We start from the raw sequence: 26,247 nt of genomic DNA, 5'->3' as shown, positions 1-26,247 counted from the left end.
ACCCGCAGCGGTGTCTGCGGGAGCCCGAGCCGGCTGGCCGCCGTGGTGGCGTCGGCAGCGCCCTCGAGCAGACGGATGACGAGCTCGGACTCCACCTGGCGTTCCAGATCGGCGCTGGCCCGTGAGCGCAGCAGGTGCAGGGCGACCATGCGGGCGCCGTCGGCCAGCGCGGCCCGGCGCGCGTCGGGCAATGGCTCGGCACAGGTCACCCAGATCGACCCGAGTAGTTCGCGACCGGCCCGGGCGGCGACCACCATCCGCCCGGTCAGGCCGCGTTCGTCGTCACCGCCGACGAACATCGGCTCGTCGGATTCGGCCAGATGCCGGAACACCCCGCGGGCTTCGAACAGGGCCCGCAGCTGTTGCGGAGCCCGGCGGCTCAGGATCGTCTCGGCGCGGGCCGGGTCCGCATGCTGCTGCAGCCGCGAGTAGGCCAGCACCGAACTGCGCCGGTCCTCGATCGTGACCGAGCCGCCCACAGCGTCGGCCAGGCTGTCGGCCAGGGCGAACAAATCGGTTGGGCCACGCCCGGATTCGGTTTCCCGGCCCTCCAGCACGACGCCGTAGACCACGGCCGCCAGCTCGCTCCAGGAGACTTCGGGGTCGACGGTCATCACCGCGATACGGTCGTCGGCCACCGGCTCGTCATCGCCGGAGGGACTGTCGGGGCCGCGGACCAGCACCACCACGGCACGCGCGGCGGCCGCCCACTGAACAGCCTCGCCGACCGAGGTGGCCCCGACTGCGAGCAGGACGTCACCGATGACCTGCCCGGGTTCGTGCATCACGACGCTGCGCAGCTCGGTCGAGCGTGGCGCCGGACGGGGTCCATTCGCCGGGGTGCGCAGCCGCACCCCGTAGCCGCCCAGGACGTTGATCAGGCGGTCCAGCGTGACCACGGACTACGGCCCGGCAGCCAGCGTGGCCTTGCCGGTGCGTTGTTGGCCGCCCTGGTCCAGCCAGGTCAGACCCACGACGTCGCCCGGGTAGTGCTGATCGAGAACCAGCGTCAGGGTGCGGGCCGAATCCAGCCGGGTGCCCTCGATGTTGGTGAGCAGATCGCCCGGGTTCAGGCCGGCCGCCTCTGCCGGTCCGCCGGGAATGACGTCCTGCACGATCACGCCGCCGTTCTGGCGCTGCGCGGTGCGCACTCCCACGCCGAGCATGGTCGGCGGTCCGATGTGCACCGAAGGTGACGGGGTGCGGGCGCGGATCTGTCCGGCGATGCCCATCGCGTCGTTGATCGGGATCGCGAATCCCTTGCCACCGGGGCCCATCCGGAAGTTCACCGACGCCGCTGTCGTCATCCCGACGACCTGGCCCGCATCGTTGACCACCGGCCCGCCGGAATCGCCGGCACGTACCGGCGCGGCGAACTCGAACAGGCCGTTGATCTCATCGCTGGTGCCGGTCAGCTCGTCTTCGGCGTTGACGGTCCGGTTGAAGGCGCTGACGGTGCCGATCTCGCGGGTCAGCGGCGCGCCGCTACCCCCGGCATTGCCGAGCGCGACCACCGGCTGACCCGGTGCCAGCGCGCCCGAATCGCCGATCGGTGCTGGTGGCAGGCCGGCCGCACCGTGCAGTTGCAGCACCGCGATGTCGTTCTGGCGGTCGTAGCCGACCAGGTCGGCGGGGAAACTCTGGCCGCCGACGGTGGCGCTGATCGAGTTGGCCCCTTGGACGACGTGATAGTTGGTCAGCACCTCGCCGTTCGGGGAGAGCACGATGCCGGTGCCGATGCCGTAGGCCTGTTGGTAGTCGACCCGGGTGTCGATGCGCGCCACCGTTGGTTCGACCTGGGTGGCCACCGCCTCCGGGTCACCGGGTGCGGCGCCGGCAGGTGCCGACGGGACGACGACGGTGGCCGCGGCGGTCAGTGCCGCGGCGAGAATCACTTTGAACGGATGTGAGCCCACTTTGCTCATGTACCCATCTTGGCTGGGCAAGAACCCGATGTCGACGCGATCGGCGTTGCGTCAGTCTTCGGTGGCGACGTCGCTGCGCGAGCGCCAGCCCCTGCGCTTGGTGCCACTCTTGCTGGACGGCCGGCGGTTGCGCAGAGACGCACCCTCCGCCTTGTCGTCCTCGGTGGCCTCTTCGGACTCTTCGGCCTCTTCGGAAGCTTCGCCTTCTTCAGCCTTTTCGGACTCAGGCTCGGCCTCGGTCTCTTCGGCGTCTGCGTCAGCGTCGGTCTCGGCAGGCTTCTCGGTCTCATCGACCGCGGTCTCTTCGGTCTCTTCCGCGTCGGCCTTCTTACGTCCGCGGCGCTCGGCCTTCTCGCGGGTCTTGACCGGCCTCGGCGGCGGGGGCGGCAATTCGGCGACAAAGGCCAGGTAGAAGGCGAAGATGCCGAGCAGCGCGATCGCGGCGGCGGCGCCGTAGATCCCGAACAGCCACGGACCGAAGCTGTCCAGCGACAACCAGATCTCGGAGACCGCGGTGACGACGATCAGCACCGCTGCCAGCACATGCAGGAAAATCGAGGCGGTCCGCAACCGCAGCGCCAGCTCCGGGGTGGCCAGCTCGGGCCGCTTGGTCCGCTGCAGGGTGAACACCACCGGCAGGGCCGCGAGACCGATCAGCACACCGGTGACGATGCGCAGGATCAGCCCGAGCGTCGGCGAGGTCTGGCCCATGAGTTCGGGCCATCGCGGAAGAACGAAAAAGAAGAAGAGGCCGGCGGCCACGATCGAAAACGACACGTGCCAGATCACCGCGACGGTGCGGCCCATACTCCTCCTCGGGTACTTAATTGGGCCGGGGTGCGACCTGCTGATCAGGGTTGATTCAGCAGGTCGCACCCCGGACCCGAGCGCGGAGGATAGGGGATTTGAACCCCTGAGGGCTGTTAACCCAACCCGCGTTCCAGGCGAGCGCCATAGGCCACTAGGCGAATCCTCCGTCGGCAATCGTAGCCGACGCTCGAACCAGTCCCGTAAACGCCGGGGAAGGGGCGGGTATTACACTCGCTGTGGACCCCGCGCGGCGTCCATCCTGTGAACTCCCCCAGGGCCGGAAGGCAGCAAGGGTCAACGGGCTCTGGCGGGTGCGCGGGGTCCCCTTATGTTCAGCTCATTCACCATCTGTGAAAGGCGCGCGGTGTCGTTCCAGTCTCTCGGCCGCGACGATCTGCTCGCGCAGCACGAAGTCCAACAGCGCAACTACGCAGAGCTGCAGGCCAAGAAGCTGAGCCTGGACCTGACCCGGGGTAAGCCGGCTTCCGAGCAGTTGGATCTCTCCAACGCGCTGCTGTCGCTCCCCGGCTCCGAAAAAGACTCCTTCCGCGACCGCGAAGGCACCGACACCCGCAACTACGGCGGCCTGCACGGGCTGCCCGAACTGCGGGAGATCTTCGGCGAGCTGCTCGGCATCCCGGTGCAGAACCTGATCGCGGGCAACAACGCGAGCCTGGAGATGATGCACGACGTCCTCGTGTTCTCGCTGCTGCACGGCGGTGTGGACTCGGTGCGGCCCTGGGGCCAAGAGGAGAAAGTGAAGTTCCTCTGCCCCGCGCCCGGATATGACCGGCACTTCGCCATCACCGAGTCCTTCGGAATCGAGATGATCGCGGTGCCGATGCGCGAGGACGGGCCGGACGTCGACCTGATCGAGGAACTCGTCGCGGCCGATCCGGCGATCAAGGGCATGTGGTGCATTCCGGTGTACGGCAACCCGACCGGCGTCACCTACTCCTGGGAAGTGGTCCGGCGTCTCGTCCAGATGCGCACGGCCGCAAACGATTTCCGGTTGATGTGGGACAACGCCTATGCGGTTCACACCCTGACCGACGAGTTCATCCGCCAGGTCGACGTGCTGGGTCTGGCCGAGGCCGCCGGTAACCCGAACCGTCCGCTGGTGTTCGCCTCGACGTCCAAGATCACCTTCGCCGGGGCGGGGGTGAGCTTCTTGGGCGGCTCGCTGGGAAACATCGCCTGGTACCTGCAGCACGCGGGCAAGAAGACGATCGGGCCGGACAAGATCAACCAGCTGCGCCACAGTCGCTATTTCCGCGACGCCGATGGCGTGCGGCTGCAGATGCAGCGCCACCGGCAGCTGATCGCCCCCAAGTTCGCCTTGGTCGCCGAGATCCTCGAGGACCGGCTGGGGGAGTCGAAGATCGCGTCGTGGACCGATCCCAAGGGCGGCTACTTCGTCAGCCTCGACGTGTGGCCCGGCACCGCCAAGCGCACCGTTTCCCTGGCCAAGGACGCCGGGATCGCGGTGACCGAGGCGGGTGCGTCGTTCCCGTACCGCAAGGACCCCGAGGACAAGAACATCCGCATCGCGCCGACGTTCCCGTCGCTGTCGGATGTGCGTGAGGCGGTCGACGGCCTGGCCACCTGCGCCCTGCTCGCGGCGACCGAGTCCCTGCTGGGCGAGTAATTGTCCGCTGGTGCTCGCGCCGTCGGACCGGATCGGTAGCCTTCTTCCGTGGCTCTCTACCGCAAATACCGGCCGGCAAGCTTCGCGGAAGTCGTTGGCCAGGAACATGTCACCGAGCCGCTATCTACTGCGCTGACCGCGGGTCGGATCAACCACGCCTACCTGTTCTCCGGGCCGCGCGGCTGCGGCAAGACGTCCTCGGCGCGCATCCTGGCCCGCTCGCTCAACTGCGAGCAGGGGCCGACGCCCACACCCTGCGGCGTCTGCGATTCGTGCGTCGCGCTGGCCCCCAACGGTCCGGGCAACCTCGACGTCACCGAACTCGACGCGGCCAGCCACGGTGGCGTCGACGACACCCGAGAACTGCGCGACCGCGCGTTCTTCACCCCGGCGCAATCCCGCTACCGCATCTTCATCATCGACGAAGCGCACATGGTCACCACCGCCGGTTTCAACGCGCTCCTCAAGATCGTCGAGGAGCCGCCCGAGCACCTGATCTTCGTGTTCGCCACCACCGAACCCGAGAAGGTGCTCCCGACCATCCGGTCGCGTACCCACCACTACCCGTTCCGGCTGCTGGCCCCGCGCACCATGCGTCCGCTGCTCGAGCGCATCTGTGCCGAAGAGAACGTCAACGTCGACGACGCGGTGTACCCGCTGGTCATCCGGGCCGGCGGCGGCTCCCCCCGCGACACGCTCTCGGTGCTCGATCAGCTGCTGGCCGGCTCCGAGCAGGGTGCGGATGGCAACCACATCACCTATCAGCGGGCGCTGGCCCTACTCGGTGCCACGGACATGGCGCTCATCGACGATGCGGTCGAGGCACTGGCCGCCGGCGATGCTGCCGCATTGTTCGGCGCCGTGGAGGCGGTGATCGACGCCGGACACGATCCGCGGCGCTTTGCCACCGATCTGCTGGAACGCTTTCGCGATCTGATCGTGCTGCAGGCCGTGCCCGACGCGGTCACCCGCGGTGTCGTGGACGCACCGGCCGACGTGCTGGAGCGGATGCGGGAGCAGGCCGACAAAGTGGTGCGGCGACGCTGGCCCGCTATGCCGAGGTGGTGCACGCGGGCCTCGGGGAGATGCGTGGTGCGACCGCGCCGCGGCTGCTGCTGGAGGTGGTGTGTGCCCGGCTGCTGCTGCCCTCGGCGCATGACACCGAGTCGGCGCTGCTGCAGCGCATCGAACGCATCGAGACCCGGTTGGACCTGTCGATCCCGGCAGGCGAGGCCGCGGCATCGGCCGCCCGTCCCGCCGCCGAGCCCGCCAAGACCTTCACCCGGCGCAGCCAGGCGGCCCCGGTCGAGGCTCCTGCCGAGGCTCCCGCCCCGACGCCGCCGCCCGCTCCCGAACCGGTCGCCACCCCCGAACCGGTCGCCACCCCCGAACCGGTCGCCGCTCCGGAACCGGTCGCCGCCCCCGAACCCGTCTCGGCGCCGCCGCCACCGCCACCCGCTCCGGAACCCGAGCCCGAGCCGCCGCTCCCGCCGGAGCCCGACTTCGAGCCCGAGCCTGCTCCGGAACCCGAGCCTGAACCCCTGCCTGCGCCGGCAGCAGTGACCCCCGGTGGCGAGCCCAACGCAGCCGCCGTGCGCTCGATGTGGACGACGGTGCGGGAGAAGGTGCGCGAACGCAGCCGCACCACCGAGGTCATGCTGTCGGGGGCGATCGTGCGGGCGGTCGAGGACAAAACCCTTGTGCTGTCTCATGAATCACCGCCGCTGGCGAAGCGGCTCACCGAGTCGCGCAATGCCGATGTGATCCGGGATGCGCTCAAGGACGCGCTCGGGGTGGACTGGCAGATCCGCTGCGAGGTCGGGACCGCGGAGGCAGCGCCGCCACCTCCGCCGAAGGCCGCCAAACCCCCGCCGCGGGTCCCGACCCGGCCGGGCCGGGTCATTCCCGAACCCGAACCGGTGCCGGATCCCGAACCGCCGCCGTCCCCGGAGCAGGAAGAGGCAGAGATGCTCGCCGAGGCTTCGCAGAGCGAGGCCGGGCCGCGCCGCGACCCCGAAGAGGTCGCGCTGGAACTGCTTCAGAACGAACTGGGTGCGCGAAAGATCGAGAGCTAGCGCAACCTCAATCGGCGGCGACGCTTGTCTAGGCGGTCCACCACGGCCGCAACGGCAGGCCGCCGTCGTTGCCGCGGTCATCGAGCTTGACGGCCAGAACCTGGTGCAGCTGGACGACATTCGTCTCGAAGCCGAGCCTGGAGCCCGCCATGTACAGGCCCCACACCTTGGCAGTGGGCAGCCCGACCTCGGCGACGGCCTCGTCCCAGTGCTCGACGAGGTTGGCGCACCAGTCGCGCAGCGTCATCGCGTAGTGGTTGCGAAGGTTCTCCTCGTGCATGACCTCCAGGCCGACGTCCTGCATCTCGGTGATGATGCGTCCCGAGCCGGTCAGCTCGCCGTCCGGGAACACGTAGCGGTCGATGAAACCTCCGGCGGCCGCTCCGCTCCGGTTGTCGTGGCGGGTGATGCAGTGGTTGAGCAACAGCGCACCGGTACGCATCTTCGACTTCAGGAAACCGAAGTACGACGGATAGTTGTGCACGCCGATGTGCTCGGTCAGGCCGATCGAGGAGACGGCGTCGAACCCGGTCTCGGCGATGTCGCGGTAGTCGCCGTGGCGCACCTCGGCCAGATCCCCAAGACCCTCCCTGACGATGGCCTCCTGCGCCCACCGGGCCTGTTCCTTGGACAGTGTCACCCCGATCGCCTTGACCCCGTGGCGTGCGGCGTAACGCACCATGCCGCCCCAACCGCAGCCGACGTCGAGCAAGCGGTCACCGGGCTGGAGCCGTAGCTTCTCGAACACCAGGCGGTACTTGTTGTCCTGCGCCTCCTCCAGGCCGGCATCGGCATCCGGGTAGCACGCGCAGGTGTAGGTCATCGACGGCCCGAGGACCCACTCGTAGAACGTGTTCGATACGTCGTAGTGGTGGTGGATCGCCTCGGCGTCGCGAGTCTTGCTGTGTCGCAACCCCTCTACCACCCGGCGCCACCGCGGCAGCGCCTCCTGCGGCGGCGGCGCGATGGGCTTGAGGTGCTCGATGCCGATGGACCGCACGATGTTGGCCAGCACCCGGGCGGGCGGGCGCTTGAACGCCATCTTCTCGGCCAGCGCGCACAGCAGGGGGTACGGGTCGCCGGGATGGACCCCGTACAGTTCCAGGTCGCCGGACACGTAGGCGCGGGCCAGGCCAAGATCCCCGGGAGCTGTCGCGAGATAGGTGGTGCCGCGCGGAGTCTTGAGGTCCAGACCGAGCGTGGCGTCCGTGGGCCCCGAGGTGCTTCCGTCGTACGCGGTGAACTTCAGTGGCTGCGTCCCGGCCGCGAAGATCTCCAAGATCTCTGCAAGGCTGAGCTTGTGGTCGGTTGCGTGCGTCGAGTGTTCTTTGAAGGTGGTCATCGCTGTTCTCCGTTCATCGGCGCAACACGGCTTTCGAATACAGGTCAAACAGACGTGAATCGGGGTCGTAGGACTTCTTGACGGCCTTGTAGGTCTCACCGCCGTAGAGCTCGTCGAAATCCTCACGCGGATAGTAGGAATCGGAATACAGGGACTTGTGCCCGTCGAGCTCGCTGACCTTGGTCTCGATCAGCTTGTTGGTGTGGCCTTCCACCGGGCCGACCGGTACCGAGGACCAGAACCCGACGTTGACGTAGGTGTGGTGGGCGCGCAGGGGATACAGCGGCCAGCCCGCCGCATGGCGGTCGTCATCGCGTAACCGCAGTGGGCACAGCCAGATCGGTTCGATCGGCACGTTCTCCAGGAACCACGAGAGGAACCGTTCACAGTTCTCTATTGGCACCTCGATGTCCTGCACCACCCGCTCGCGGGGCGGGCGCCCGTTGCGCTTCTCGATCCGGTCGGCGATGTTGAACCGCTGGTCGTAGCCGACGAGTTTCCAGTAGAAGCTGCTGCGCCGCAGCCGACGCGGCCAGAACCGCCGGATGGTGGGGTTCTGCGCGCCGAATGCCCGTGAGCACCAGAACCAGTCGGTGTCCCACCGCCACAGATAGTCGTGGATCGTCAGCCGGTCGTGTTTCTCGCCTTGCGCGTGCTGGATCGAGCGGTAGTAGATGTCCTGGCCGGTGTAGTCGCTGACCGGGCCGGGCGTCGTCGTCTTGAAACCGACGCACAGGTAGCTCTCGTCGGCACTGAACACCACGCCGTCGAGGTAATCGACCGGCTCGCCGTCCAGCCCACCGGTCTCGATGATCCGGTCCATCGCCGCGACGAGGTCGGTCAGCGAGTGAAACCGAAGGTGGCGCAACGCGACAAAGGAGGTGACGGGTTCGAGCTCGATTCGGAGCCGGGTCGAATATCCGAGCGTGCCATATGAATTGGGGAACGTTCGAAACAGGTCGGGATGCTGTTCGGGTGATGCGGTGACGATTTCGCCTGCCCCGGTGAGAATGTCCATCTCCAGCACCGATTCGTGCGGCAGACCGTTGCGGAATGACGTCGACTCGATGCCGAGGCCGGTGACGGCGCCGCCCAGCGTGATGGTCTTGAGCTGCGGCACCACCAGCGGCGCCAGGCCGTGCGGGAGCGTCGCGGCCACCAGATCCTCGTAGGTGCACATGCCGGCGACGTCGGCGGTACGGGCTTCGGCGTCGACCGCGATCACATTGGTCAGCCCCGATACGTCCAGACCCTTGACATCGCTGCGATCTCGCGCACGGAAGAGGTTCGACGTGGGCTTGGCAAGCCGCACCGTCGAATTGGGCGGTATGGCGCGGTAACTGTCCAGGAGGCGCTGCACGCCTAGGGCATGGGCAGCTTGTGCGTCAGTCGTAACAACAGACACACATATACGCTAGTCGGAGGTTGCCGACGATGCACCCGCAGACACGAGCAAAAGGAGTTTCAGTCATGGGACAGGTCAGTGCGGTCAGCACGGTTCTGATCAACGCCGAGCCGGCCGCGGTGTTCGCCGCGATCGCGGACTACCAGACCGTGCGCCCGAAGATCCTCTCCTCGCACTACCGCGACTACCAGGTGCTCGAGGGTGGTCAGGGTGCGGGCACGGTGGCCAGCTGGAAGCTGCAGGCGACCGAGTCCCGGGTGCGTGACATCAAGGCGTCGGTGGACGTTGCCGGCCACACGGTGATCGAGAAGGACGCGAACTCCAGCCTGGTGACCAACTGGACCGTTGCCCCGGCGGGCGCCGGATCGTCGGTCAACCTCAAGACCAGCTGGACCGGTGCAGGCGGGGTCAAGGGCTTCTTCGAGAAGACTTTCGCACCGCTGGGCCTGCGCAAGATCCAGGACGAGGTGCTGGCCAACTTGAAGAAGGAAGTCGAAAGCTAGCGCGCCTGCGAACCCAGATACGCGGCGACACCCCGGGCGATTGCCTCGGCATACTTCTGCTGGCCGTCCGGGGTTTTCATCAGTGCTGAGTCGACAGGGTTCTTCATGTTGCCGCACTCGACGAGGATCGACGGGAACTGCGCCAGGTTGAGCCCGGCGATGTCGGAGCGGGCGTCCAGACCACCGGAACCGATGTAGGTCGCGGGCGGGATGCCCGACGCGGACAGCTGATCGCGCATGGTCTGGGCGAATTGCACAGACGGCCCGGCCTGCACATTGTTCAACGGCGGCGACGAGTAGAGCACGTGGAAGCCGCGGCCGTTGGGCGGGCCGCCGTCGGCGTGGATGGACACGATGGCGTTCGGCCGCAGTGCATTGGCCATCGAGGCCCGTTCGTCGACGCACGGTCCCAGCGCGTTGTCGTTGCCGCGTGACATCGCGGTGCGCACACCCATCTGGTTCAGGATGGCGCGCACCCGCAGCGTGGTGTCCCAGGTGAAGGTGTGCTCGGGGTAGCCGTCCGTGGTGGAGGTGCCGCTGGCCTGGCAGTCCTTGGTGCCGCCGCGGCCGGTGGGTACCTGGCGGCTGATCGATGCGTCGTTCGCACCGTTGTGGCCGGGATCGAGGAAAACGATCATGCCGGCGATGTTCGAGGGAGCGGCGTTGGCGTGGGGAGCGTCGATGACCGCCGGGACGGCCGCGGCGACAATGACGCTGCTGACCATCGCGGTGCCGACACGCACGCAGGCTGGGACTCGCACGGGCGCCACGCTAGCCCGCACGCCGACTAGGCTGAAAGTCCGAATCGCCGCCGACAGGCGAGAGCAACCAAGTCGAGACCAAGACGCAATCAACACGGCAAGGGGACCACGCATGCAACCCGGAGGCACGCCCGACATGTCGGCCCTGCTGGCGCAGGCGCAGCAGGTACAGCAGCAGCTCATGGAGGCGCAGGAGGCGCTGGCCAACTCCGAGGTGCACGGCCAGGCCGGCGGCGGGCTGGTGCAGGTCACGGTCAAGGGCAGCGGTGAGGTGATCGCGGTGGCGATCGATCCCAAGGTCGTCGACCCCGAGGACGTCGAGACCCTTCAGGACCTCATCGTCGGTGCCCTCGCCGATGCCTCCAATCAGGTGACCGCCCTGGCGCAGAGCCGCCTGGGCCCGCTGGCCGGCGGGCTGGGCGGATTCGGACTTCCGGGGCTGTAAGTGTTCGAAGGCCCAGTACAGGATCTGATCGACGAGCTGGGCAAGTTGCCCGGCATCGGCCCCAAGAGCGCGCAGCGGATCGCGTTTCACCTGCTGAGCGTCGAGCCGCCGGACATCGATCGGCTGACCGCGGTGCTGGGCCGCATCCGTGACGGCGTGACTTTCTGCGCGGTGTGCGGCAACGTCTCCGACGAGGAACGCTGCCGGATCTGCAAGGACCCCCGCCGCGACGCCTCGCTGGTGTGCGTGGTCGAGGAACCCAAGGACGTGCAGGCCGTCGAACGCACCCGCGAATTCCGCGGCCGCTACCACGTGCTGGGCGGGGCGCTGGATCCCTTGTCGGGCGTCGGGCCCGACCAGCTGCGCATCCGTGAGCTGCTCAACCGGATCGGTGAACGCGTCGACGGCGTCGACGTGGCCGAGGTGATCATCGCGACCGACCCCAACACCGAGGGTGAGGCCACGGCCACCTATCTGGTCCGGATGCTGCGCGACATCCCCGGGCTGACGGTCACCCGCATCGCCTCGGGGCTGCCAATGGGCGGCGACCTGGAGTTCGCCGACGAGCTCACCCTGGGCCGGGCACTGGCCGGCCGCCGCGCGATGGCTTAGCGCGTTCTCGCCGATACCGAAACGGTGGGCCCTCTCCGCAGAAAGGGCCCACCGCTTTCAGGATCGGTGGCTACTCGTGGTGCTTGCCGCCACTCTTGCGATCGGACTTACCTGCAGCACTCTTGGCACCGTCGGTGCTGGTGCTGTCGGCACTCTTGCCGGTCTTCCCGGCGATTCGCTGCGTGGCTTTCCTGAGGTTGTCACGAACCTGCTTCGCAGAGCCGGTGACCTTGTTGCTCGCTTTCGACGTCGCTTTGGGAGTCGCTTTCGAAGTTGAAGCCGAGGTCGAGTCGTCGGCCTGTGTAGCGGGTGCCGTGGCATCGGTGGAATCGGCAGATGTCGCGACGGCTTCTGGCGCCGCGGCGGTTTCGCCGGCCGGAACGCTGAGCGTGACGCTACGCGCGGACGTCCCGCTGCTGAGCGTGCTGACGGCCGAAGTGCTCAGCTTGGCGGAGGTGACCGCCGCCGAGGTGGTGGCCGGTGCCAACGGATTCGGGTCGAGCAGTCCGGCGATGGTCTTGGGGATATCGAGCAGGGATGCGATGGGTCCGCTACCCAGGGCACCCAGCGGGGAAGACGGCGACAGCAGTCCTGCGACGGGGATGATCCCCAGAATCGTGCCCTTGCCGTTGAGGAATGCGTCGGTGAGGTTCGCCGGCGCGTTGATGAGGGCGTTGGCGACGCCTTCGGTATCGCCGGCGTTGGCGGCCGTCGCCACTTCCTGCGCGGTTGCGGCGACTCCGTTCAGCACGGACAGGAGCGGGAAGACGGCCGGCAGCACCGCCGCGGTCGCGATGGTCGGCACCGCGGCGATCACGTTCGCGAGATTCTGCGTCGTCGTGGTGACCGCGGTCCAGCTGTTGTTCGACAGGTCGAGCAGGCCCAGGATCGCCGGGAGCAGGCTCAGGGTCAGCCCGTCCACGGCATCGGTGATCTGGCCCTGAGAGATCAGGTCGGAAGCCGTCTGCAATGCGGCGGGCAGGCCTTGCAGCGTGGAGGTGAGGTTGTCGGCATACGTCTGGACGGCGTTGCCCACGACCGTAGCGTTGCCGATCTGATTGCTGATGACGGTCCGCAGAATCGGGGCGTCACTGGCCAACAGCTGCTCTCCGAGGGTCTGCAGGTTGGCGCTCGCGTTCGACAGGGTCTGTGCCCAGGCATCCAGGGGGTTGGTCAGGGCGGACAGTTCAACCGCTGCAGACGATGCGTGTACTGCGGGCAGCTGGATGTCAGTCGGGGTCGGCATGACCGGGCTGACGGCGATGACGCCCGCGCCGGCCAGGGCAACCCCGGCGGTGAGATATGAGCGAACAGCGGTTTCCATCATTCATTCCTTTGCTTGCTTCCGCGAGGGAAGCTGATACTTACTTGAGAGTAATAAGAGATTCAACACATAACGCCATGTCAAATCCATAGTTAGTCCAAATAATGAGACAGCCCCTAGGGGCGTGGGCTGCGTAAAAAGTTTGCTCAAAAGAGCGGTCACGGCCTGATCTTGAACGGTCTGGCAAATGTTCAGCCGGTCGGGTTCTGACCGGTGAAACGGTCCGCGGGCTGGGCTGCGGGCAACGCGGCAGTGTCTGCCAGTAGTTAGCCCAACTCGGTATAAATGGTCTAGATGCTGGTCCATACTGGCCGGTAGCTTTGGCCGATCGTGACGCGCGACAGTTTGCGGCGGATATGTGATCTGTGTGACCCGGGTTGGTCGATCGGATATACATCACGGTGTTGCGGCCCCGCGGGCCGGCAACCACAGGATTTACACAGATGGCGAAATTGTCCGATTCGCGGACACACCAAGAAGGTCTGAGCCACTAGCGTCGAGTTATGCCCGACCTACTCCAGATGGCTGATTCGTTGTACCGGCTGCGCATCCCCGGTGAGCGGGCGCACCTGCTCAACAGTTACCTGTGGCTGGACGGTGAAGGTGTCACGCTCATCGACACCGGCTGGCCGGACAGCTCCGGCCTGATCGCCGAGGCACTGGCCGCGCTCGGAATGCGACGCCTGCACGTCAAGCGCGTCGTGCTCACGCATTTCCACGAGGACCATTGCGGCGCGGCCGCCGAGATCGCGGACTGGTCCGATGTGGAGGTCGTCGCAGGCAAGGGTGACGCCGAGTTCATCCGCGGCGACGAATCCGGGCCACTGCCCGTGCTGACCGACTCGGAGCGGACGCTGCGCCCCGACTTCGACGCCTCACCGCACGGCCCGGCCTGCCGGGTGGACCGGGTGGTCGGCGACGGTGACGTCCTGGACTTCGCCGGCGGGGCCCGGGTGATCGGCGTGCCCGGCCACACCCCGGGCGGCATCGCCCTCTATCTGCCGGCTGCCGACGCCGTGTTGACCGGCGACGTGGTCGCCGAGTCCAACGGCCAGGTGATCGTGGGTATCTTCAACACCGACCGCGCCGAGCTCGCCGACTCTGTGGCCAAGCTCGCGGCCACGGGCGCGCAGCGCGCCGGATTCGGGCACGGTGAGCCGATTCTCACCGATGCCGCAGCGCAGATCGCGGCAGCAGTCGACGTTTTCGCATCCTGACGTGCGGAGCGGAACTACCCTGACAAGCGTGACCGACCCGGTGTCTGTCGTTGAGTCGTACTTGTATGCGGTGATGCGGGACAAGGACTTCGACGTCGTCCGATCGCTCCTCGCCGACGACGTGGTCTATGAAAATGTTGGCTATCCCTCCATGCGCGGAGTCGACCGTATCGTCTCGGTGTTTCGACGTCTGGACACCCCGAAGGTGCGCTTCGATGTCGTGATTCACCGGATTGCCCGGGACGGGACCACCGTTCTGACCGAGCGAACGGACTCAGTGCTCATCGGCACGTTCGAGGCGCACTTCTGGGTGTGTGGTGTTTTCGAAGTTCGCGATGGCCGGATCACTCTGTGGCGCGACTATTTCGACCTATCCGACTTGATTAAGGGAGTTGCGCGAGGGATGGCGGGCGTCGTCCTCCCGGCACTTCGCCGAAAGTGACGCGAAGGTCGTTGCCTGCGCGGGAGAACGACCATGGCGTCACTCTCGGCGCAAAAGCAACCCGAGCTACACCCGGCGAGGGGCAGCCAGGCGCTCGCGGCGCAGGAGCTCGACTTCCGGAAGCTCCAGCGGCGGTAGCTCACCCACCACCTGCGTCAGCAGATGGTCGGCCAGCTCCGGATTGCGGGCCAGGCACGGGCCGTGCAGATAGGTCGCCACCACACTGCCCTGAACCGCACCGTCATAGCCGTCGCCCAGGCGGTTGCCCGCACCTTTGGTCACCTTCGCCAAGGGGCGTGCCGAAGGGCCCAGAACCGTTCCGCCACGGTGGTTCTCGAAACCCGTCAGCGGCTGGGTGAGCCCGTCGAGCAGGGGAGTGGACGCCACCTCACCGATGGTGCGGGCCTCCTGCGGCGACGTGGTGACGTCGAGCAGCCCGACGCCGTCCACCCGCTCACCGGCCGAGGTCTCGTACCAGTGGCCGAGGACCTGGATCGCCGCGCAGATCGCGAGCACCGGTGCGCCCCGCGAAACCGCTTGTTGCAGACCGGGGTACCGGATCAGGTGCTTGGTGGCCAGCCGCTGCGCGTAGTCCTCGGCGCCACCGAGGGTGTACAGGTCCAGCGAGTCGGGCACCGGGTCGGCCAGGGTGATCTCGACGATCTCGGCGTCGATACCGCGCAGCCGCAAGCGCTGTTGCAGCACAACCGCATTGCCGCTGTCTCCGTAGGTCCCCATCACGTCGGGCAGCACGAGCCCGATCCGCACCGCGCTCACGAGATCCGCCGATTCAGTTGCAGGAAGGCCGTGTAGTTGGCGATCACCTCGACATGCCCGGGCGGGCAGGAGTCGATCGCGGCGACGGTGTCGTGCACCAGCGAATGCTCGACGCCGGCGTAGCCGAGCCGCACCGCGAGGTCGGTGCCACGTTCGCCGGCGGCCACGACGACGGTGTCGTCGAAGTGCTCGAACCGGACGTCCCACAGCCAGGACAGATCCTCGCCGTCGGGCACCTGCCCGTTGACCGAGATGACGACGCCTGCGCCGTGCTTGTCGACCATGGACAGGGCCTCCTGCCATCCGGCCGGGTTCTTGGCCAGCAGGATCCGCGCTGTGTGAGTGCCGATCTGCACCGTGCGGTACCGCCCGGCGACCTCGTCGACGCCGGAGACCGCGGCCACCGCGGCAGCAGGGTCGGCGCCCAGCGCCACGGCGGCCGCGACGGCCTGGGTGGCGTTACCGCGGTTGACGGCGCCGGGCAGGGCCAGGGTCATCGGCAGCACCAGGCCGTCCGGACCGTAGATGTGGGTGTCGTCGAACCACCACTGCGGGCTGGGACGTTTGAAGTCGCTGCCGGTCGAGTACCAGTCGCGCCCGTTGCGCTCGATGATCTCGCCGGATCGCGGGCAGCTCACCGAGTCACCCGCCCAGCTGCCGCCGGCGGCCACCCACACCACATTGGGGCTGTCGTAGGCGGCCGAGGTCATCAAGACGTCGTCGCAGTTGGCCACGATCACCGCGTCGGGATGCCGGGCCAGCCCGCCTCGCAGCGTGCGTTCGATGTGGTTGATCTCACCGACCCGGTCCAGCTGGTCACGGGACAGATTCAGCAGGACGATGACCGACGGCGACACCGCATCGCTGACGTGCGGGACATGCATCTCGTCGACTTCCAGGGCCGCCAGCGTGGCATCGCGGGCCCCGGCCAGCGCCGCCACCAGGCCGGCGTCCATGTTGGCGCCCTCGGAGTTACTGGCCACCGGGCCGAGTGTGGCCAGGGCGGCCGCGGTCATCCGGGTGGTGGTCGACTTGCCATTGGTGCCGGTCACGACGACGCTGCGGCGGCCCTGGCCCAGTTGGCCCAGGATGGAGCGGTCCAGCGTCATCGCCACCAGGCCGCCGATCATCGCACCGGCGCCGCGGCCGGTGACCCGCGAGGCCCAGCGCGCGGTTGATCCGGCGGCCAGGGCGGCGCGCCCGCGAAGGGTCAGCATTCCGGCGATTTTAGGGGCACGACACGCTGCCGTGCCGCCCGAGGTTGTCGGACTCGCGTGCCATCCTGGCGAATATGAGCAGCGCGTGGGGCAGACCGGCGGATGAGCCGGGCGCGGGCTGGGCCGTGGTCGACGTGGAGACCACGGGGTTCCGGCCGGGGCAGGCACGCATCGTCAGCGTGGCCGCCCTCGCGGTCGGGGATGACGGAAATGTCGAGCGCAGTGTCGCGACCCTGCTGAACCCGGGTGTGGATCCCGGGCCCACCCATGTCCACGGGCTGACGACCGAGATGCTGGAAGGCCAGCCGACCTTCGGGGACGTCGTCGACGAATTGAGTGACATCCTGCGAGGACGCACGCTGGTCGCCCACAACGTGGGCTTCGACTACAGCTTCCTCACCGCCGAGGCCGAGTTGGTCGGCGCCGAGCTGCCGATCGACAGCGTCATGTGCACCGTCGAGCTGGCCCGCCGGCTGGCGCTGGGCACCGAGAACCTGCGCCTGGAGACGCTGGCAGCGCACTGGGGCGTGAGCCAGATGAAGCCACACGATGCTCTCGACGACGCGTTGGTGCTGGCCCAGATCCTGAAGCCGACCCTGGCCCGGGCCCGCGACCGCAAGGTCTGGCTGCCGCTGCGGGAGGTGAGCCGACGGCGCTGGCCCAACGGCCACATCACCCATGAAGAGCTGCGGCCGCTGAAGGTGCTGGCCTCGCGCCTGCCGTGCGAGTACGCCAACCCGGGTCTCTTCATGCCGGGACGGCCGTTGGTGCAGGGCATGCGGGTGGCGCTGTCGGCCGAGGTGGCGCGCACTCACGAAGAGCTCGTCGAGCGCATCCTGCACGCCGGGCTGGCCTACACCGACCTGGTGGACCAGCAGACCTCGTTGGTGATCTGCAACGAACCGGCGCCCGACCAGGGCAAGGGCTACCAGGCCGTCGAGGTGGGGGTGCCGCTGCTCGATGACGACACCTTCATGGGCCTGCTCACCCATGTCGTCGGTGGTGCCGACATCGAGCAGTTCTGCGACATCCCTGCCGAAAGTGATCAGTACACGCTGTTCTGATTCGCGGCTCGCCGCGGTCTTTTAGCTGAGCGCCTTCGCCTTCAACCCGTCGAACTCGGCCTGGCTGATCGTGCCGGCATCCAGCAGTGCCTTGGCGTCGGCGATCTCCTGTGCCGGGGAGCGGCCGGCCGCCTCGCGGATGTAGGCGTCGGTGTCCTGCTTGGCGGCCAGCGCGGCTGCCTGCGCGCGCTCGGACATGCCCTTACCCCGGGCGATCAGGTACACGATCGCGGTGAGCCACGGGAACACGATCAGGAAGACCACCCACACGGCCTTGATCCAGCCGGAGGTCTTGTGGTCACGCCAGAACAGGTCCGTGAGGATCTGGAACAGGACCAGCAGGTATGCGATCCAGGCGAAGATGATCAGGAAATGCCAGAGGAAATCCCATGTCGAGCCCCAGTCCATGGACCGCTCCTTGCCGTTGGCCTTTGCGTAGTGATCTACGCCAGCGTCAGCTAAGCACGCGCCGCGCGGTTGACGGCAGATACGACTGCGCGAAGTGATGCAGTTGTGATCGAAGTCGCGATACCGACGCCCCAGACGGTCCTGCCGCCGATCGACGCCTCGACGTAGGCCGCGGCCTGCGCCTCTTCACCCGATGACATGGCGTGCTCGGAGTAATCCAGCACGTTGATGTCGTAGCCGATGGCGCCCAACGCGTCGACGAACGCCGCCAGCGGGCCGTTGCCGGCACCGACGATCTCGCGTTCGACGCCGTCGATCTTCACGATCGCGGTGATGGTGTCGGTGCCACCGTCCACCTCGGAGGCCACCACCTTCTGGCGGATCCGCTCCAACGGGGTGATCGGGGCCAGGTACTCCTCGGAGAAGGCGCCCCAGATCTCCTTGGGCGAGACCTCGCCGCCCTCGCCGTCGGTGATCTGCTGGATGGCCTTGGAGAACTCCATCTGCAACCGGCGCGGCAGCACCAGACCGTGGTCGGCCTTCATGATGTAGGCCACGCCGCCCTTGCCGGACTGCGAGTTCACCCGGATCACGGCCTCGTAGGTGCGGCCGACGTCCTTGGGGTCGATCGGCAGGTAGGGCACCTGCCACAAGATGTCATCCATGTCGGCGTCGGCCTCGTCGGCGTCGACCTTCATCTGGTCCAGGCCCTTGTTGATGGCGTCCTGGTGGCTGCCGGAGAAGGCCGTGTAGACCAGGTCGCCGCCGTAGGGGTGGCGCTCGTGCACGGGCAGCTGGTTGCAGTACTCGACGGTGCGGCGGATCTCGTCGATGTTGGAGAAGTCGATCTGCGGATCGACACCGCGGCTGAACATGTTCAGGCCCAGGGTCACCAGGCAGACATTGCCGGTGCGCTCGCCGTTTCCGAACAGGCAGCCCTCGATGCGGTCGGCGCCGGCCTGGTAGCCCAATTCTGCTGCGGCAACGCCGGTTCCGCGATCGTTGTGCGGGTGCAGGCTCAGGATGATGGAGTCGCGCGGGGCCAGGTGCCTGCTCATCCACTCGATCGAATCGGCGTAGACGTTCGGGGTGGCCATCTCGACGGTGGCGGGCAGGTTCACGATCAACGGCCACTCGGGCGTGGGCTTGACGATGTCGGCGACCGCGTTGCACACCTCGACGGCGTACTCCAGCTCGGTGCCCGTGTACGACTCGGGCGAGTACTCGAAGCGCCACCGGGTCTGCGGGTACTTCTCGGCCTCCTCGACGCACATCTGGGCGCCGTCGGTGGCGATCTTCTTGACGGCGGCCCGGTCGGCGCGGAACACCACGCGGCGCTGCAGGATCGACGTCGAGTTGTAGAAGTGCACGATGGCCTGCGGGGCTCCGGCACAGGCCTCGAAGGTGCGCTCGATCAGCTCGGGGCGGCACTGCGTCAGCACCTGGATGGTGACGTCGTCCGGGATCGCGCCGTCCTCGATGATCTCGCGGACGAAGTCGTAGTCGGTCTGGCTCGCCGACGGGAAGCCGACCTCGATCTCCTTGTAACCCATCCGGACCAGCAGGTCGAACATGCGGCGCTTGCGCGCCGGGCTCATGGGGTCGATCAGGGCCTGGTTACCGTCGCGCAGGTCGACCGCACACCACTGGGGCGCGGTGTCGATGACGCGGTCCGGCCAGGTGCGGTCGAACGGGACGCCGGTGCCGAAGGCGGGGCTGCCGCCTGGGACCTCGTCGGCGAAGCTGCGATAGCGGCTGACCGGCATGGATGAGCCGCGCTGGGTGTTCCAGACGGGTTGTCCGGGGTTGAGGTTGCCGGCCGGCGTATTGATCGCGCGAACTGAACTGAAGGCATCTGCAGAGATGTCGGGGGTGGTCATGTTTTTGCTCCGGGGTTTGAAGGGGGACCCGACCGGCGCATCGCAAAAACCCGCGACAGGAAGCCGGTCTGATCAGACCCCGTCGCGGCGTCCGAGAAGGAGCACCCGCTGCACGCGCTCAACTGTACTCCGCGTCATTCCCAGGCCAAAACCTGAGGTTGACGTGCTCTTCCCCCGATCGGGGGAACGCATCTTCACCAGTCTCATCGCCTGATTGCCCGACAGACCTGGGGCCGTCCAGATCGCATTCTTGTATCAGCGGCCGAACGAACCGCTAAGGGAAACGAAAAGCCAACTGAGACAGAAGGATTCACGATCATGACCAAGTTCACCAAGGCCCTGGCACTGCCCATCCTGTCCGCAGGCGTCTTCGGCGCCGTCGCACTCGGCCTGGCCGGCACGGCCGGCGCGCAGACCCCGCAGGGCTCGGGCAACCTCTACAGCCCTGATACCTACGCCACACCGGCGCCCGGTATGAAGCCCGGCTGGCACAACCATCACGGCCCGCAGCGGATCACCAGCATCTACGAGTGATCGACGTGGTGACTCACACCTGCGAATCAGGGAAGGCGCTCACCGACAGGAACCGGATCGGCAGTTCGATCAGGTCAACCGGTCGGTGAGCGCCTTCCTCATCTCGTCAGCGCGCCCCGCCGGAGCGGCCGTTGCCAACTTTGACCTTGGGTGTGCCGACGCTGTGCCGGGATCCGCTCGTCCTGCTCGTACTCGTGTTCGTGTTCGTGGAGCCCTTGGGCGTCATAGAAGATCCGTCGTCGTTTCGACGCACGGTCTTATCCGGTTTGGCGGTGGCGTTTTCATTCGACTCGGCGGCCGATGCCGCGCCGGCGACCGCGCGCACGGCGACGCTCGGCGGCCGCGGCGCAATGAGCGGCGGCAGATTGACCGGAGCCACACCGGTGGCGTAGGCCTGCGCCCAGCCCAGCACGTTGGCGACGTAGGCCATCGAGTGGTTGTAACGCAGCACCGCGGCGGTCAGCTGCGACGGGTCGCGCAGGTCCGCACCCTCGCTGCAGAGGTAGCGAGCCGCGGCCAGGGTGGCATCAAAGAGGTTGTGCGGATCGGCCTGACCGTCGGCGTCGCCGTCGGCGCCGTGCAACAGCCACGTGCTCGGCAGGAACTGCATGGGCCCCAGTGCGCGGGCGTAGATGGTGCCGCCGCCAAAGCTGCCGGCGACGATGATCTCGTTGCCCGGCAGTGAGCCGTCGAGGGCTGGGCCGTACACGGGACTCACGGCATGCGTGGACTCGACGTACCCGATCCCGGCGAGCAGGTTCCACGTCACACCGCAGTCGGGTTGGCGCTGCGCCATCATGGCGTCCGCGTTCTGGTAGGCCGCGAGTGCGATCGCGGGGACGTGCACCCCACCCGGTGCCTGAATCTCCGGGGGCGGGGGTGGCCCCGTCGTACCCGGCGCGGCGGCATTTGGACGCGCCGGCGGCGCCGCCGCCCAGGGCTGGCCGGCGAGGTTGGGCAACGGCGGGACCGCCGACGGCGGTCGTACCCGGTTCTCCTGGACCAGGCCGACCAGGCTGGGCGCGACGGCGACCGCGCTGGTCAACGCCACCCGAACGATCACGGCGAAGCACTTGGAGGCGTCGCGGACCGCTCGACGGGCACGGTGGCGCATAGGACAACAGTGACACAAACGCCGATCAGTGACTCACACCTGCGAATCAGGGAAGGCGATCACCGACAGGAACCGGATCGGCAGTTCGATCAGGTCAACCGGTCCGTGAGCGCCTTCCCCGTCTATCTGTAGGGAGTCGCCAGGCTGCAGCCGGTACACCGAGCGGCTGTGGCTGTAGTCCATGACGCCCTCGAGCATGTAGATGAACTCGGTGCCGGGATGCTGGAACAGCGGGTAGGTCTGGCTCTTCTCGGTCAGCGTGACGTGCAGGCATTCCAGCCGCTTGTGTTCCCCGCGCAGGGAGCTGAGCAATTGATACTCATGGCCCTGTTTGGTGCCGTTGCGCACGATCTCCGGACCCGTGCCCGCCTTGACGAATGCCGCCGGACGCTCGACGTCGGCCCCGCGGAACAGACTGGTGACCGGAACATCGAGGCCCTTCGCGAGCAGGGCCAGGGTCGACAGGCTGCACGAGGTCTGGGCGTTCTCGATCTTGGACAGCATCGCCTTGGAAATACCCACCCGGGCGGCCATCTCGGCCACGGTCAGCCCGTGCTGCTGACGCAGCTGACGCACATTGCGCCCGATCGCCGCCTCGAATTCCAGTTCCTCGACCGGTTCGTTCGGATCACGGTCGCGAGCTGTGCCGGTGTTGCGGAGCAGCGGGACGTCGCTCATGCAGTCCGCCCCCGTCTATCGCATCTCCCCGGCACCGACGTACGGGTACCGGCTCTTGAGCAAATTGTCCTCTGCGAACCGGGCCAATCGGAAATCCGTCTCGGGTATCCGCGGGTCGGAACTGCGGCCCTCGGCCACCAGGTCGGCGACCAGCTTGCCGACCGCCGGCGCGATCTTGAAGCCGTGCCCGCTGAATCCGGCCGCCACGATCAGGCCGTCGATCCCGGTCGTGGAGATCACGGGATTCCAGTCCGGCGTGACGTCGTAGCAACCGGCGTAGCTGCCGGTGATCGCGGCGTCGGGGAAGCCGGGAAATCGGGTGCCCACCTTGTCGACGGTCAGGTCGATGAAGCCGTCGGTGGCCCGGTTCAGGTAGTCGTCGGGGTCGGCAGGCTCGCAGTGCGCCAGGTCGCTGTTGCCGAACAGGATCTCCCCACCCAGCTCGGGGCGCACGTACTGCAGCGACACCAGGTCGGAGAACACCGGGACCGCTCCGACCGGGACACCGGGAGAGATGGTGACGATCTGCTCCCGAACCACCCTGATCGGCACGTCGATGCCGTAGGGGGCCAGGAACGGCCGGGTCCACGCGCCGGTCGCCACGACAACGGTGCCCGCCGAAACCCTTGTGCCGTCGGCCAGCTCGACGCCGGTGGCCCGACCCCCGTCGAGTACCAGTCCGGTCACGTTGGCGCCCTGTCGGATTCGCACTCCGGCGGCCCTCGCCGACACCGCGAACGCCTGCGCGGTCTGGTAGGCGTCGCCGTATCCGCCGCGCGCCTCCCAGCCGAAGGCCGCGAACGGTTCCAGATCGGCCCACGGCCACAGCTTGGCCACCTCGGAGGCGTCGATCTCCTCGGTCTGCACCCCGACCTCGCGCTGGGCGGCCAGGCTCTTGCGCAGATTGTCGACGTTGGGCTCGCCGACTCCGACGACATAGCCGGTCTGCCGGAAACCGATGTCGGTCCCGAAATACTGCTCGGCCTTCTCGAACACCTCGAGGCCGACCGTGGCCATGGCGGCCAGCGAGCTGACCCCGTAGTGGCAGCGCACGATCCCGCTGGATTTCCCGGTCATCCCGGAGCCGACGGTATTGCGCTCCAGGACAACAACGTCGTTGGCACCCTTTTCACTTAACGCCCAGGCCGCCGCCGCGCCCTCCAGTCCGCCGCCGACGATGACGACATCGGCTGTTTCGCTCATGTCCCAGGAATCCAGTTCGTGCCGGCCAGCGGAACTCGCGCCATCGCCGCGGCCTCGATGGTCACTGCCACCAGATCCTCGGGCTCCAGGTGGCACACATGGGCCTTGCCGCACGCCCGGGCGATGGTCTGGGCTTCCATGGTCAGCACGCGCAGGTAGTTGGCCAACCGTCGGCCGCCCTCGACCGGGTCGAACCGGGCGGCCAGCTCCGGGTCCTGGGTGGTGATGCCGGCCGGATCGCGTCCGTCCTGGAAGTCGTCGTAGAAACCGGCTGCGCTGCCGAGCTTCTCGTACTCGGCGGCGTAGCGGGGGTGGTTGTCGCCCAGCGCGATCAGTGCGGCGGTGCCGATCGCGACCGCGTCGGCGCCCAGCGCCAGCGCCTTGGCCACGTCGGCGCCCGAGCGGATGCCGCCGCTCACGATCAACTGAACTTGTCGATGGACTCCTAACTCCTGCAGGGCCTGCACCGCCTGCGGCACCGCGGCCAGGGTCGGGATGCCGACGTGCTCGATGAACACCTCCTGCGTGGCGGCCGTGCCGCCCTGCATGCCGTCGACCACGACCACGTCGGCCCCGGCGTGCACGGCCAGCTTCACGTCGTAATAGGTGCGGGTGGCCCCGACCTTGACATAGATGGGTTTCTCCCAGTCGGTGATCTCCCGCAGCTCGTTGATCTTGATGGTGAGATCGTCCGGGCCGGTCCAATCCGGGTGCCGGCACGCGCTGCGTTGGTCGATGCCCTCGGGCAGCGTGCGCATCTGGGCCACCCGCGGGGAGATCTTCTGTCCCAACAGCATTCCGCCGCCGCCGGGCTTGGCGCCCTGGCCGAGCACCACCTCGATGGCGTCGGCCTTGCGCAGGTCGTCGGGATTCATCCCGTAGCGCGATGGCAGGTACTGGTACACCAGGTGCTTGCTCTGCCCCCGCTCCTCGGGCGTCATGCCGCCGTCGCCGGTGGTGGTCGACGTGCCGGCCTCGCTGGCCCCGCGGCCCAGGGCCTCCTTGGCAGGCCCGGACAGCGCGCCGAAGCTCATGCCCGCGATGGTGACCGGGATATCCAGGTGCAGAGGATGTTTGGCGTGCCGGTCACCGAGGATCACGTCGGTGCCGCAGCGTTCCCGGTAGCCCTCCAAGGGGTAGCGGGACATCGACGCACCCAGGAACAGCAGGTCGTCAAAGTGCGGCAGCCGGCGTTTGGCGCCCCAACCGCGGATGTCGTAGATGCCGGTGTCTGCGGCGCGCTGGATGTCGGCGATCGTGGATCGATCGAAGGTGGCGGATTCGCGCATCAGTACTCACTCGCGTTGTCGACGTGGAAGTGGTAGAGGTTTCGGGCCGAGCCGTAGCGGGTGTAATCGGAGGTGTCGTCGTCGCAGAAACCACTGGCTGTCAACAACTCCGCGAGTTCGGCACGGTGCTCGGCACGCATCGGTTTGGCGACGCAGTCCGCACCCAGCGAGGTCACCTCGCCGCGCACGTAGATGCGGGCCTCATAGATCGAATCGCCCAGCGCCTCGCCGGCGTCGCCGCGCACCACCAGCCGTCCGGCCTGGGCCATGAATGCGCTCATGTGGCCGATGCTGCCGCCCACCACGATGTCAACGCCCTTCATCGAGATGCCGCAGCGTGCCGCGGCGTCCCCCTCGATGACCAGCAGTCCGCCGTGTGCGGTGGCACCCGCTGACTGCGAGGCATTCCCGGTGACCCGCACCGTGCCGCTCATCATGTTCTCGGCCACCCCGGTGCCGGCATTGCCGCTGATGGTCACCTCGGCGAGCTGGTTCATCCCGGCCGCGTAGTAGCCGACGTGGCCTTCCACCGTCACGCGTACCGGCGCGTTGAGGCCGACGGCCACATTGTGCGCACCGTCAGGGTGCGCGATGACGTAGTCACCCTCCACGCCCGGCTGATGCAGCGCCGCGTTGACCTCACGCAATGGTGTTGTGCGCAGGTCGAATCCAATTAGCGTGTCCATGCGTAGACCACCTCCGGTTCCGGTTCCCAAATGCGTGCCTGCTCGACCCCGGGTAGCCCGGCCAGGGCGCGGTACTCGCTGGCCATCGCCACCCAGTCGGTGGTTTCGGCGATCACCGCCGGCTTGCAGGCGATGGCGTCACGCACCACCGCGAACGAGTCGTGATCGGAGACCAGCAGTGTGTAGAAGCCGTCGAACGTGGCGCACAGCTCCTTGAGCGCGGTCGCCACATCACGGCCGGCGGCCAGCTGTTCGGCCACGAACCGGGCGCCCACCTCGGTGTCGTTCTCGCTGTCGAACGCCACGCCGGCGCGGCGCAGTTCGCGGCGGATGGTGGCGTGGTTGGCGAAAGACCCGTTGTGCACCAGGCACTGTCCGGGGCCGACGGTGTACGGATGGCAGCCCGCCGGCGTCACCGCGGACTCGGTGGCCATCCGGGTGTGCCCGACACCCTGCCAGCCCCGGGCCTTGGCCAGGCCCCAGGCCTCGGTGAGGGCGCGCGGATGGCTGACCCCTTTGAGCACTGCCAGATCAGGGCCGAACCCGGAGATCAAAGCGGTCGGGTAAGCCGCCCGGGCCAGGCTCAGCAGCTCCTCGGAGTCCATGTCGGCCGACAGCAGGTAGGTCGAATCCACCTGCACCACATCCACATCCGGTCCCAGCTCGGGTGTCTCGGCGACATCCGTTAGCGAGACACAGCCCTGCCCGTACGGCGACCACTCCGGGTCTCCGTAGATCGCGATCCCCGCCGAGTCGGCGCCGCGATCGGACATCTCGCCCAGCATCGCGGCGAGCAGTTCGCCGAGCCGCGGGTACAGCTCCGGTGTGCGCAGGTGTAGCCCCACGATCCCGCACATATGTTGTCTCCCTTCCGTGAAAGCCGTTCGG

24 protein-coding genes, 1 tRNA gene, 1 other RNA gene and 3 pseudogenes are annotated in these 26,247 nt (G+C 67.6%); 10 read left to right on the top strand and 19 right to left on the bottom strand.

What is annotated here, in order from left to right; all coding sequences use genetic code 11:
- From TX88_RS26860 to TX88_RS26845, 4 genes and pseudogenes are all read right to left on the bottom strand, one after another.
- A pseudogene (locus TX88_RS26860) lies at positions 1–899 on the bottom strand (PucR family transcriptional regulator); the annotation flags it as partial.
- 3 nt (positions 900–902) lie between these two features.
- Positions 903–1,925 (bottom strand): S1C family serine protease, encoded by a 1,023-nt coding sequence (locus tag TX88_RS26855; RefSeq protein WP_044521396.1) that lies wholly within the window; start codon positions 1,923–1,925, stop codon positions 903–905.
- 51 nt (positions 1,926–1,976) lie between these two features.
- Positions 1,977–2,732 carry a lipid uptake coordinator LucA gene (locus TX88_RS26850; RefSeq protein ID WP_044521391.1) on the bottom strand — a complete coding sequence of 252 codons (756 nt, stop codon included), beginning with the start codon at positions 2,730–2,732 and terminating at the stop codon, positions 1,977–1,979.
- Positions 2,733–2,815: 83 nt separating this feature from the next.
- A tRNA-Ser gene (locus tag TX88_RS26845) sits at positions 2,816–2,901 on the bottom strand.
- 69 nt (positions 2,902–2,970) lie between these two features.
- Between TX88_RS26845 and ffs the strand changes: the two genes are divergently transcribed.
- From ffs to TX88_RS26835, 3 genes and pseudogenes are all read left to right on the top strand, one after another.
- Positions 2,971–3,065, top strand: an RNA gene (gene ffs, locus TX88_RS33555) — signal recognition particle sRNA small type.
- Between the two features lie 34 nt (positions 3,066–3,099).
- Positions 3,100–4,383: an aspartate aminotransferase type Ic gene (locus tag TX88_RS26840; RefSeq protein ID WP_044522070.1), complete on the top strand. Its 1,284-nt coding sequence runs from the start codon at positions 3,100–3,102 to the stop codon at positions 4,381–4,383.
- A gap of 48 nt (positions 4,384–4,431) precedes the next feature.
- Positions 4,432–6,458, top strand: a pseudogene (locus TX88_RS26835) (DNA polymerase III subunits gamma/tau).
- 28 nt (positions 6,459–6,486) lie between these two features.
- Here the strand turns inward: TX88_RS26835 and TX88_RS26830 are convergent.
- Together TX88_RS26830 and TX88_RS26825 are read right to left on the bottom strand one after the other, a co-directional pair.
- Positions 6,487–7,800: a class I SAM-dependent methyltransferase gene (locus TX88_RS26830; RefSeq protein ID WP_044521385.1), complete on the bottom strand. Its 1,314-nt coding sequence runs from the start codon at positions 7,798–7,800 to the stop codon at positions 6,487–6,489.
- 13 nt (positions 7,801–7,813) lie between these two features.
- Positions 7,814–9,205 carry an FAD-binding oxidoreductase gene (locus TX88_RS26825; RefSeq protein WP_044521379.1) on the bottom strand — a complete coding sequence of 464 codons (1,392 nt, stop codon included), beginning with the start codon at positions 9,203–9,205 and terminating at the stop codon, positions 7,814–7,816.
- A 65-nt stretch (positions 9,206–9,270) separates the two neighbouring features.
- On the opposite strand from TX88_RS26825, the gene TX88_RS26820 reads away from it, so the two are divergent.
- The gene (locus TX88_RS26820; RefSeq protein WP_044521372.1) at positions 9,271–9,708 is read left to right on the top strand and encodes an SRPBCC family protein; all 438 of its coding nucleotides are present in this window, start codon (positions 9,271–9,273) and stop codon (positions 9,706–9,708) included.
- Here TX88_RS26820 and TX88_RS26815 read toward each other — a convergent pair.
- Entirely contained in the window at positions 9,705–10,433 is a 729-nt protein-coding gene (locus TX88_RS26815) for an Rv3717 family N-acetylmuramoyl-L-alanine amidase (RefSeq protein ID WP_044521370.1), read from the bottom strand. The genes TX88_RS26820 and TX88_RS26815 overlap by 4 nt on opposite strands.
- Positions 10,434–10,581: 148 nt before the next feature.
- On the opposite strand from TX88_RS26815, the gene TX88_RS26810 reads away from it, so the two are divergent.
- Both TX88_RS26810 and recR read left to right on the top strand, forming a co-directional pair.
- The gene (locus TX88_RS26810; RefSeq protein WP_044521368.1) at positions 10,582–10,914 is read left to right on the top strand and encodes a YbaB/EbfC family nucleoid-associated protein; all 333 of its coding nucleotides are present in this window, start codon (positions 10,582–10,584) and stop codon (positions 10,912–10,914) included.
- A complete protein-coding gene (gene recR / locus TX88_RS26805) occupies positions 10,915–11,526 on the top strand; it encodes a recombination mediator RecR (protein WP_003883644.1) in 612 nt (203 codons plus the stop codon). It abuts the gene before it with no gap.
- Between the two features lie 70 nt (positions 11,527–11,596).
- On the opposite strand, the gene TX88_RS26800 is transcribed toward recR, so the two are convergent.
- The gene (locus TX88_RS26800) at positions 11,597–12,850 is read right to left on the bottom strand and encodes a hypothetical protein (RefSeq protein WP_044521367.1); all 1,254 of its coding nucleotides are present in this window, start codon (positions 12,848–12,850) and stop codon (positions 11,597–11,599) included.
- A 503-nt stretch (positions 12,851–13,353) separates the two neighbouring features.
- Between TX88_RS26800 and TX88_RS26795 the strand changes: the two genes are divergently transcribed.
- Both TX88_RS26795 and TX88_RS26790 read left to right on the top strand, forming a co-directional pair.
- A complete protein-coding gene (locus TX88_RS26795) occupies positions 13,354–14,067 on the top strand; it encodes an MBL fold metallo-hydrolase (protein WP_044521364.1) in 714 nt (237 codons plus the stop codon).
- Positions 14,068–14,095: 28 nt separating this feature from the next.
- Positions 14,096–14,509 carry a limonene-1,2-epoxide hydrolase family protein gene (locus TX88_RS26790; RefSeq protein WP_280113239.1) on the top strand — a complete coding sequence of 138 codons (414 nt, stop codon included), beginning with the start codon at positions 14,096–14,098 and terminating at the stop codon, positions 14,507–14,509.
- 66 nt (positions 14,510–14,575) lie between these two features.
- Here TX88_RS26790 and TX88_RS26785 read toward each other — a convergent pair whose 3' ends face one another.
- Positions 14,576–15,277, bottom strand: coding sequence for a type 1 glutamine amidotransferase (locus TX88_RS26785; protein WP_084622183.1), 702 nt, complete (start codon positions 15,275–15,277; stop codon positions 14,576–14,578).
- Between the two features lie 5 nt (positions 15,278–15,282).
- Complete coding sequence (locus TX88_RS26780) at positions 15,283–16,503, bottom strand: Mur ligase family protein (RefSeq protein WP_044521359.1); 1,221 nt, start codon at positions 16,501–16,503, stop codon at positions 15,283–15,285.
- Between the two features lie 74 nt (positions 16,504–16,577).
- Between TX88_RS26780 and TX88_RS26775 the strand changes: the two genes are divergently transcribed.
- A complete protein-coding gene (locus TX88_RS26775) occupies positions 16,578–17,567 on the top strand; it encodes a DEDDh family exonuclease (protein WP_044521357.1) in 990 nt (329 codons plus the stop codon).
- Positions 17,568–17,588: 21 nt separating this feature from the next.
- Here the strand turns inward: TX88_RS26775 and TX88_RS26770 are convergent, their stop codons facing one another.
- Both TX88_RS26770 and leuA read right to left on the bottom strand, forming a co-directional pair.
- Positions 17,589–17,975, bottom strand: coding sequence for an SHOCT domain-containing protein (locus TX88_RS26770; protein ID WP_044521353.1), 387 nt, complete (start codon positions 17,973–17,975; stop codon positions 17,589–17,591).
- A 50-nt stretch (positions 17,976–18,025) separates the two neighbouring features.
- Positions 18,026–19,855: a 2-isopropylmalate synthase gene (leuA, locus tag TX88_RS26765; protein ID WP_044521351.1), complete on the bottom strand. Its 1,830-nt coding sequence runs from the start codon at positions 19,853–19,855 to the stop codon at positions 18,026–18,028.
- Between the two features lie 318 nt (positions 19,856–20,173).
- On the opposite strand from leuA, the gene TX88_RS26760 reads away from it, so the two are divergent.
- Entirely contained in the window at positions 20,174–20,389 is a 216-nt protein-coding gene (locus tag TX88_RS26760) for a hypothetical protein (protein ID WP_044521346.1), read from the top strand.
- A gap of 13 nt (positions 20,390–20,402) precedes the next feature.
- On the opposite strand, the pseudogene TX88_RS35400 reads toward TX88_RS26760, so the two are convergent.
- The 7 genes and pseudogenes from TX88_RS35400 to TX88_RS26730 form a co-directional block, all read right to left on the bottom strand.
- A pseudogene (locus TX88_RS35400) lies at positions 20,403–20,492 on the bottom strand (helix-turn-helix domain-containing protein); the annotation flags it as partial.
- A 3-nt stretch (positions 20,493–20,495) separates the two neighbouring features.
- Positions 20,496–21,503: a lytic transglycosylase domain-containing protein gene (locus TX88_RS35665; RefSeq protein ID WP_049925406.1), complete on the bottom strand. Its 1,008-nt coding sequence runs from the start codon at positions 21,501–21,503 to the stop codon at positions 20,496–20,498.
- 33 nt (positions 21,504–21,536) lie between these two features.
- The gene (locus TX88_RS26750) at positions 21,537–22,181 is read right to left on the bottom strand and encodes a type II toxin-antitoxin system RelB family anti-toxin (protein WP_044521341.1); all 645 of its coding nucleotides are present in this window, start codon (positions 22,179–22,181) and stop codon (positions 21,537–21,539) included.
- Positions 22,182–22,196: 15 nt separating this feature from the next.
- Positions 22,197–23,384: an NAD(P)/FAD-dependent oxidoreductase gene (locus TX88_RS26745; protein WP_044521336.1), complete on the bottom strand. Its 1,188-nt coding sequence runs from the start codon at positions 23,382–23,384 to the stop codon at positions 22,197–22,199.
- Complete coding sequence (locus TX88_RS26740) at positions 23,381–24,673, bottom strand: FMN-binding glutamate synthase family protein (protein WP_044521328.1); 1,293 nt, start codon at positions 24,671–24,673, stop codon at positions 23,381–23,383. The genes TX88_RS26745 and TX88_RS26740 overlap by 4 nt, the downstream gene beginning before the upstream one ends.
- On the bottom strand, positions 24,673–25,359 hold the full coding sequence (locus tag TX88_RS26735) for a GltB/FmdC/FwdC-like GXGXG domain-containing protein (RefSeq protein WP_044521319.1): 687 nt from the start codon (positions 25,357–25,359) through the stop codon (positions 24,673–24,675). Before TX88_RS26735 ends, TX88_RS26740 begins: the two co-directional genes overlap by 1 nt.
- Entirely contained in the window at positions 25,347–26,216 is an 870-nt protein-coding gene (locus tag TX88_RS26730) for a class II glutamine amidotransferase domain-containing protein (RefSeq protein ID WP_044521312.1), read from the bottom strand. Before TX88_RS26730 ends, TX88_RS26735 begins: the two co-directional genes overlap by 13 nt.
- Between the last annotated feature and the right edge of the window lie 31 nt (positions 26,217–26,247).

This window comes from Mycolicibacterium septicum DSM 44393 (assembly GCF_000455325.1).
GTDB classification, from domain to species: domain Bacteria; phylum Actinomycetota; class Actinomycetes; order Mycobacteriales; family Mycobacteriaceae; genus Mycobacterium; species Mycobacterium septicum.
The sequence above is the reverse complement of the archived record's forward strand: the minus strand, read 5'-3'. Positions and strand labels throughout refer to the sequence as shown.

Bases quoted from the DNA above. Each gene is read 5' to 3' on its own strand.
- TX88_RS26855 (WP_044521396.1), bottom strand. From the start codon at position 1,925: ATGAGCAAAGTGGGCTCACATCCGTTCAAAGTGATTCTCGCCGCGGCA.
- TX88_RS26850 (WP_044521391.1), bottom strand. From the start codon at position 2,732: ATGGGCCGCACCGTCGCGGTGATCTGGCACGTGTCGTTTTCGATCGTG.
- TX88_RS26830 (WP_044521385.1), bottom strand. From the start codon at position 7,800: ATGACCACCTTCAAAGAACACTCGACGCACGCAACCGACCACAAGCTC.
- TX88_RS26820 (WP_044521372.1), top strand. From the start codon at position 9,271: ATGGGACAGGTCAGTGCGGTCAGCACGGTTCTGATCAACGCCGAGCCG.
- TX88_RS26815 (WP_044521370.1), bottom strand. From the start codon at position 10,433: ATGGTCAGCAGCGTCATTGTCGCCGCGGCCGTCCCGGCGGTCATCGAC.
- TX88_RS26810 (WP_044521368.1), top strand. From the start codon at position 10,582: ATGCAACCCGGAGGCACGCCCGACATGTCGGCCCTGCTGGCGCAGGCG.
- TX88_RS26800 (WP_044521367.1), bottom strand. From the start codon at position 12,850: ATGGAAACCGCTGTTCGCTCATATCTCACCGCCGGGGTTGCCCTGGCC.
- TX88_RS26795 (WP_044521364.1), top strand. From the start codon at position 13,354: ATGCCCGACCTACTCCAGATGGCTGATTCGTTGTACCGGCTGCGCATC.
- TX88_RS26780 (WP_044521359.1), bottom strand. From the start codon at position 16,503: ATGCTGACCCTTCGCGGGCGCGCCGCCCTGGCCGCCGGATCAACCGCG.
- TX88_RS26775 (WP_044521357.1), top strand. From the start codon at position 16,578: ATGAGCAGCGCGTGGGGCAGACCGGCGGATGAGCCGGGCGCGGGCTGG.
- TX88_RS26770 (WP_044521353.1), bottom strand. From the start codon at position 17,975: ATGGACTGGGGCTCGACATGGGATTTCCTCTGGCATTTCCTGATCATC.
- leuA (WP_044521351.1), bottom strand. From the start codon at position 19,855: ATGACCACCCCCGACATCTCTGCAGATGCCTTCAGTTCAGTTCGCGCG.
- TX88_RS26760 (WP_044521346.1), top strand. From the start codon at position 20,174: ATGACCAAGTTCACCAAGGCCCTGGCACTGCCCATCCTGTCCGCAGGC.
- TX88_RS35665 (WP_049925406.1), bottom strand. From the start codon at position 21,503: ATGCGCCACCGTGCCCGTCGAGCGGTCCGCGACGCCTCCAAGTGCTTC.
- TX88_RS26750 (WP_044521341.1), bottom strand. From the start codon at position 22,181: ATGAGCGACGTCCCGCTGCTCCGCAACACCGGCACAGCTCGCGACCGT.
- TX88_RS26745 (WP_044521336.1), bottom strand. From the start codon at position 23,384: ATGAGCGAAACAGCCGATGTCGTCATCGTCGGCGGCGGACTGGAGGGC.
- TX88_RS26740 (WP_044521328.1), bottom strand. From the start codon at position 24,673: ATGCGCGAATCCGCCACCTTCGATCGATCCACGATCGCCGACATCCAG.
- TX88_RS26735 (WP_044521319.1), bottom strand. From the start codon at position 25,359: ATGGACACGCTAATTGGATTCGACCTGCGCACAACACCATTGCGTGAG.
- TX88_RS26730 (WP_044521312.1), bottom strand. From the start codon at position 26,216: ATGTGCGGGATCGTGGGGCTACACCTGCGCACACCGGAGCTGTACCCG.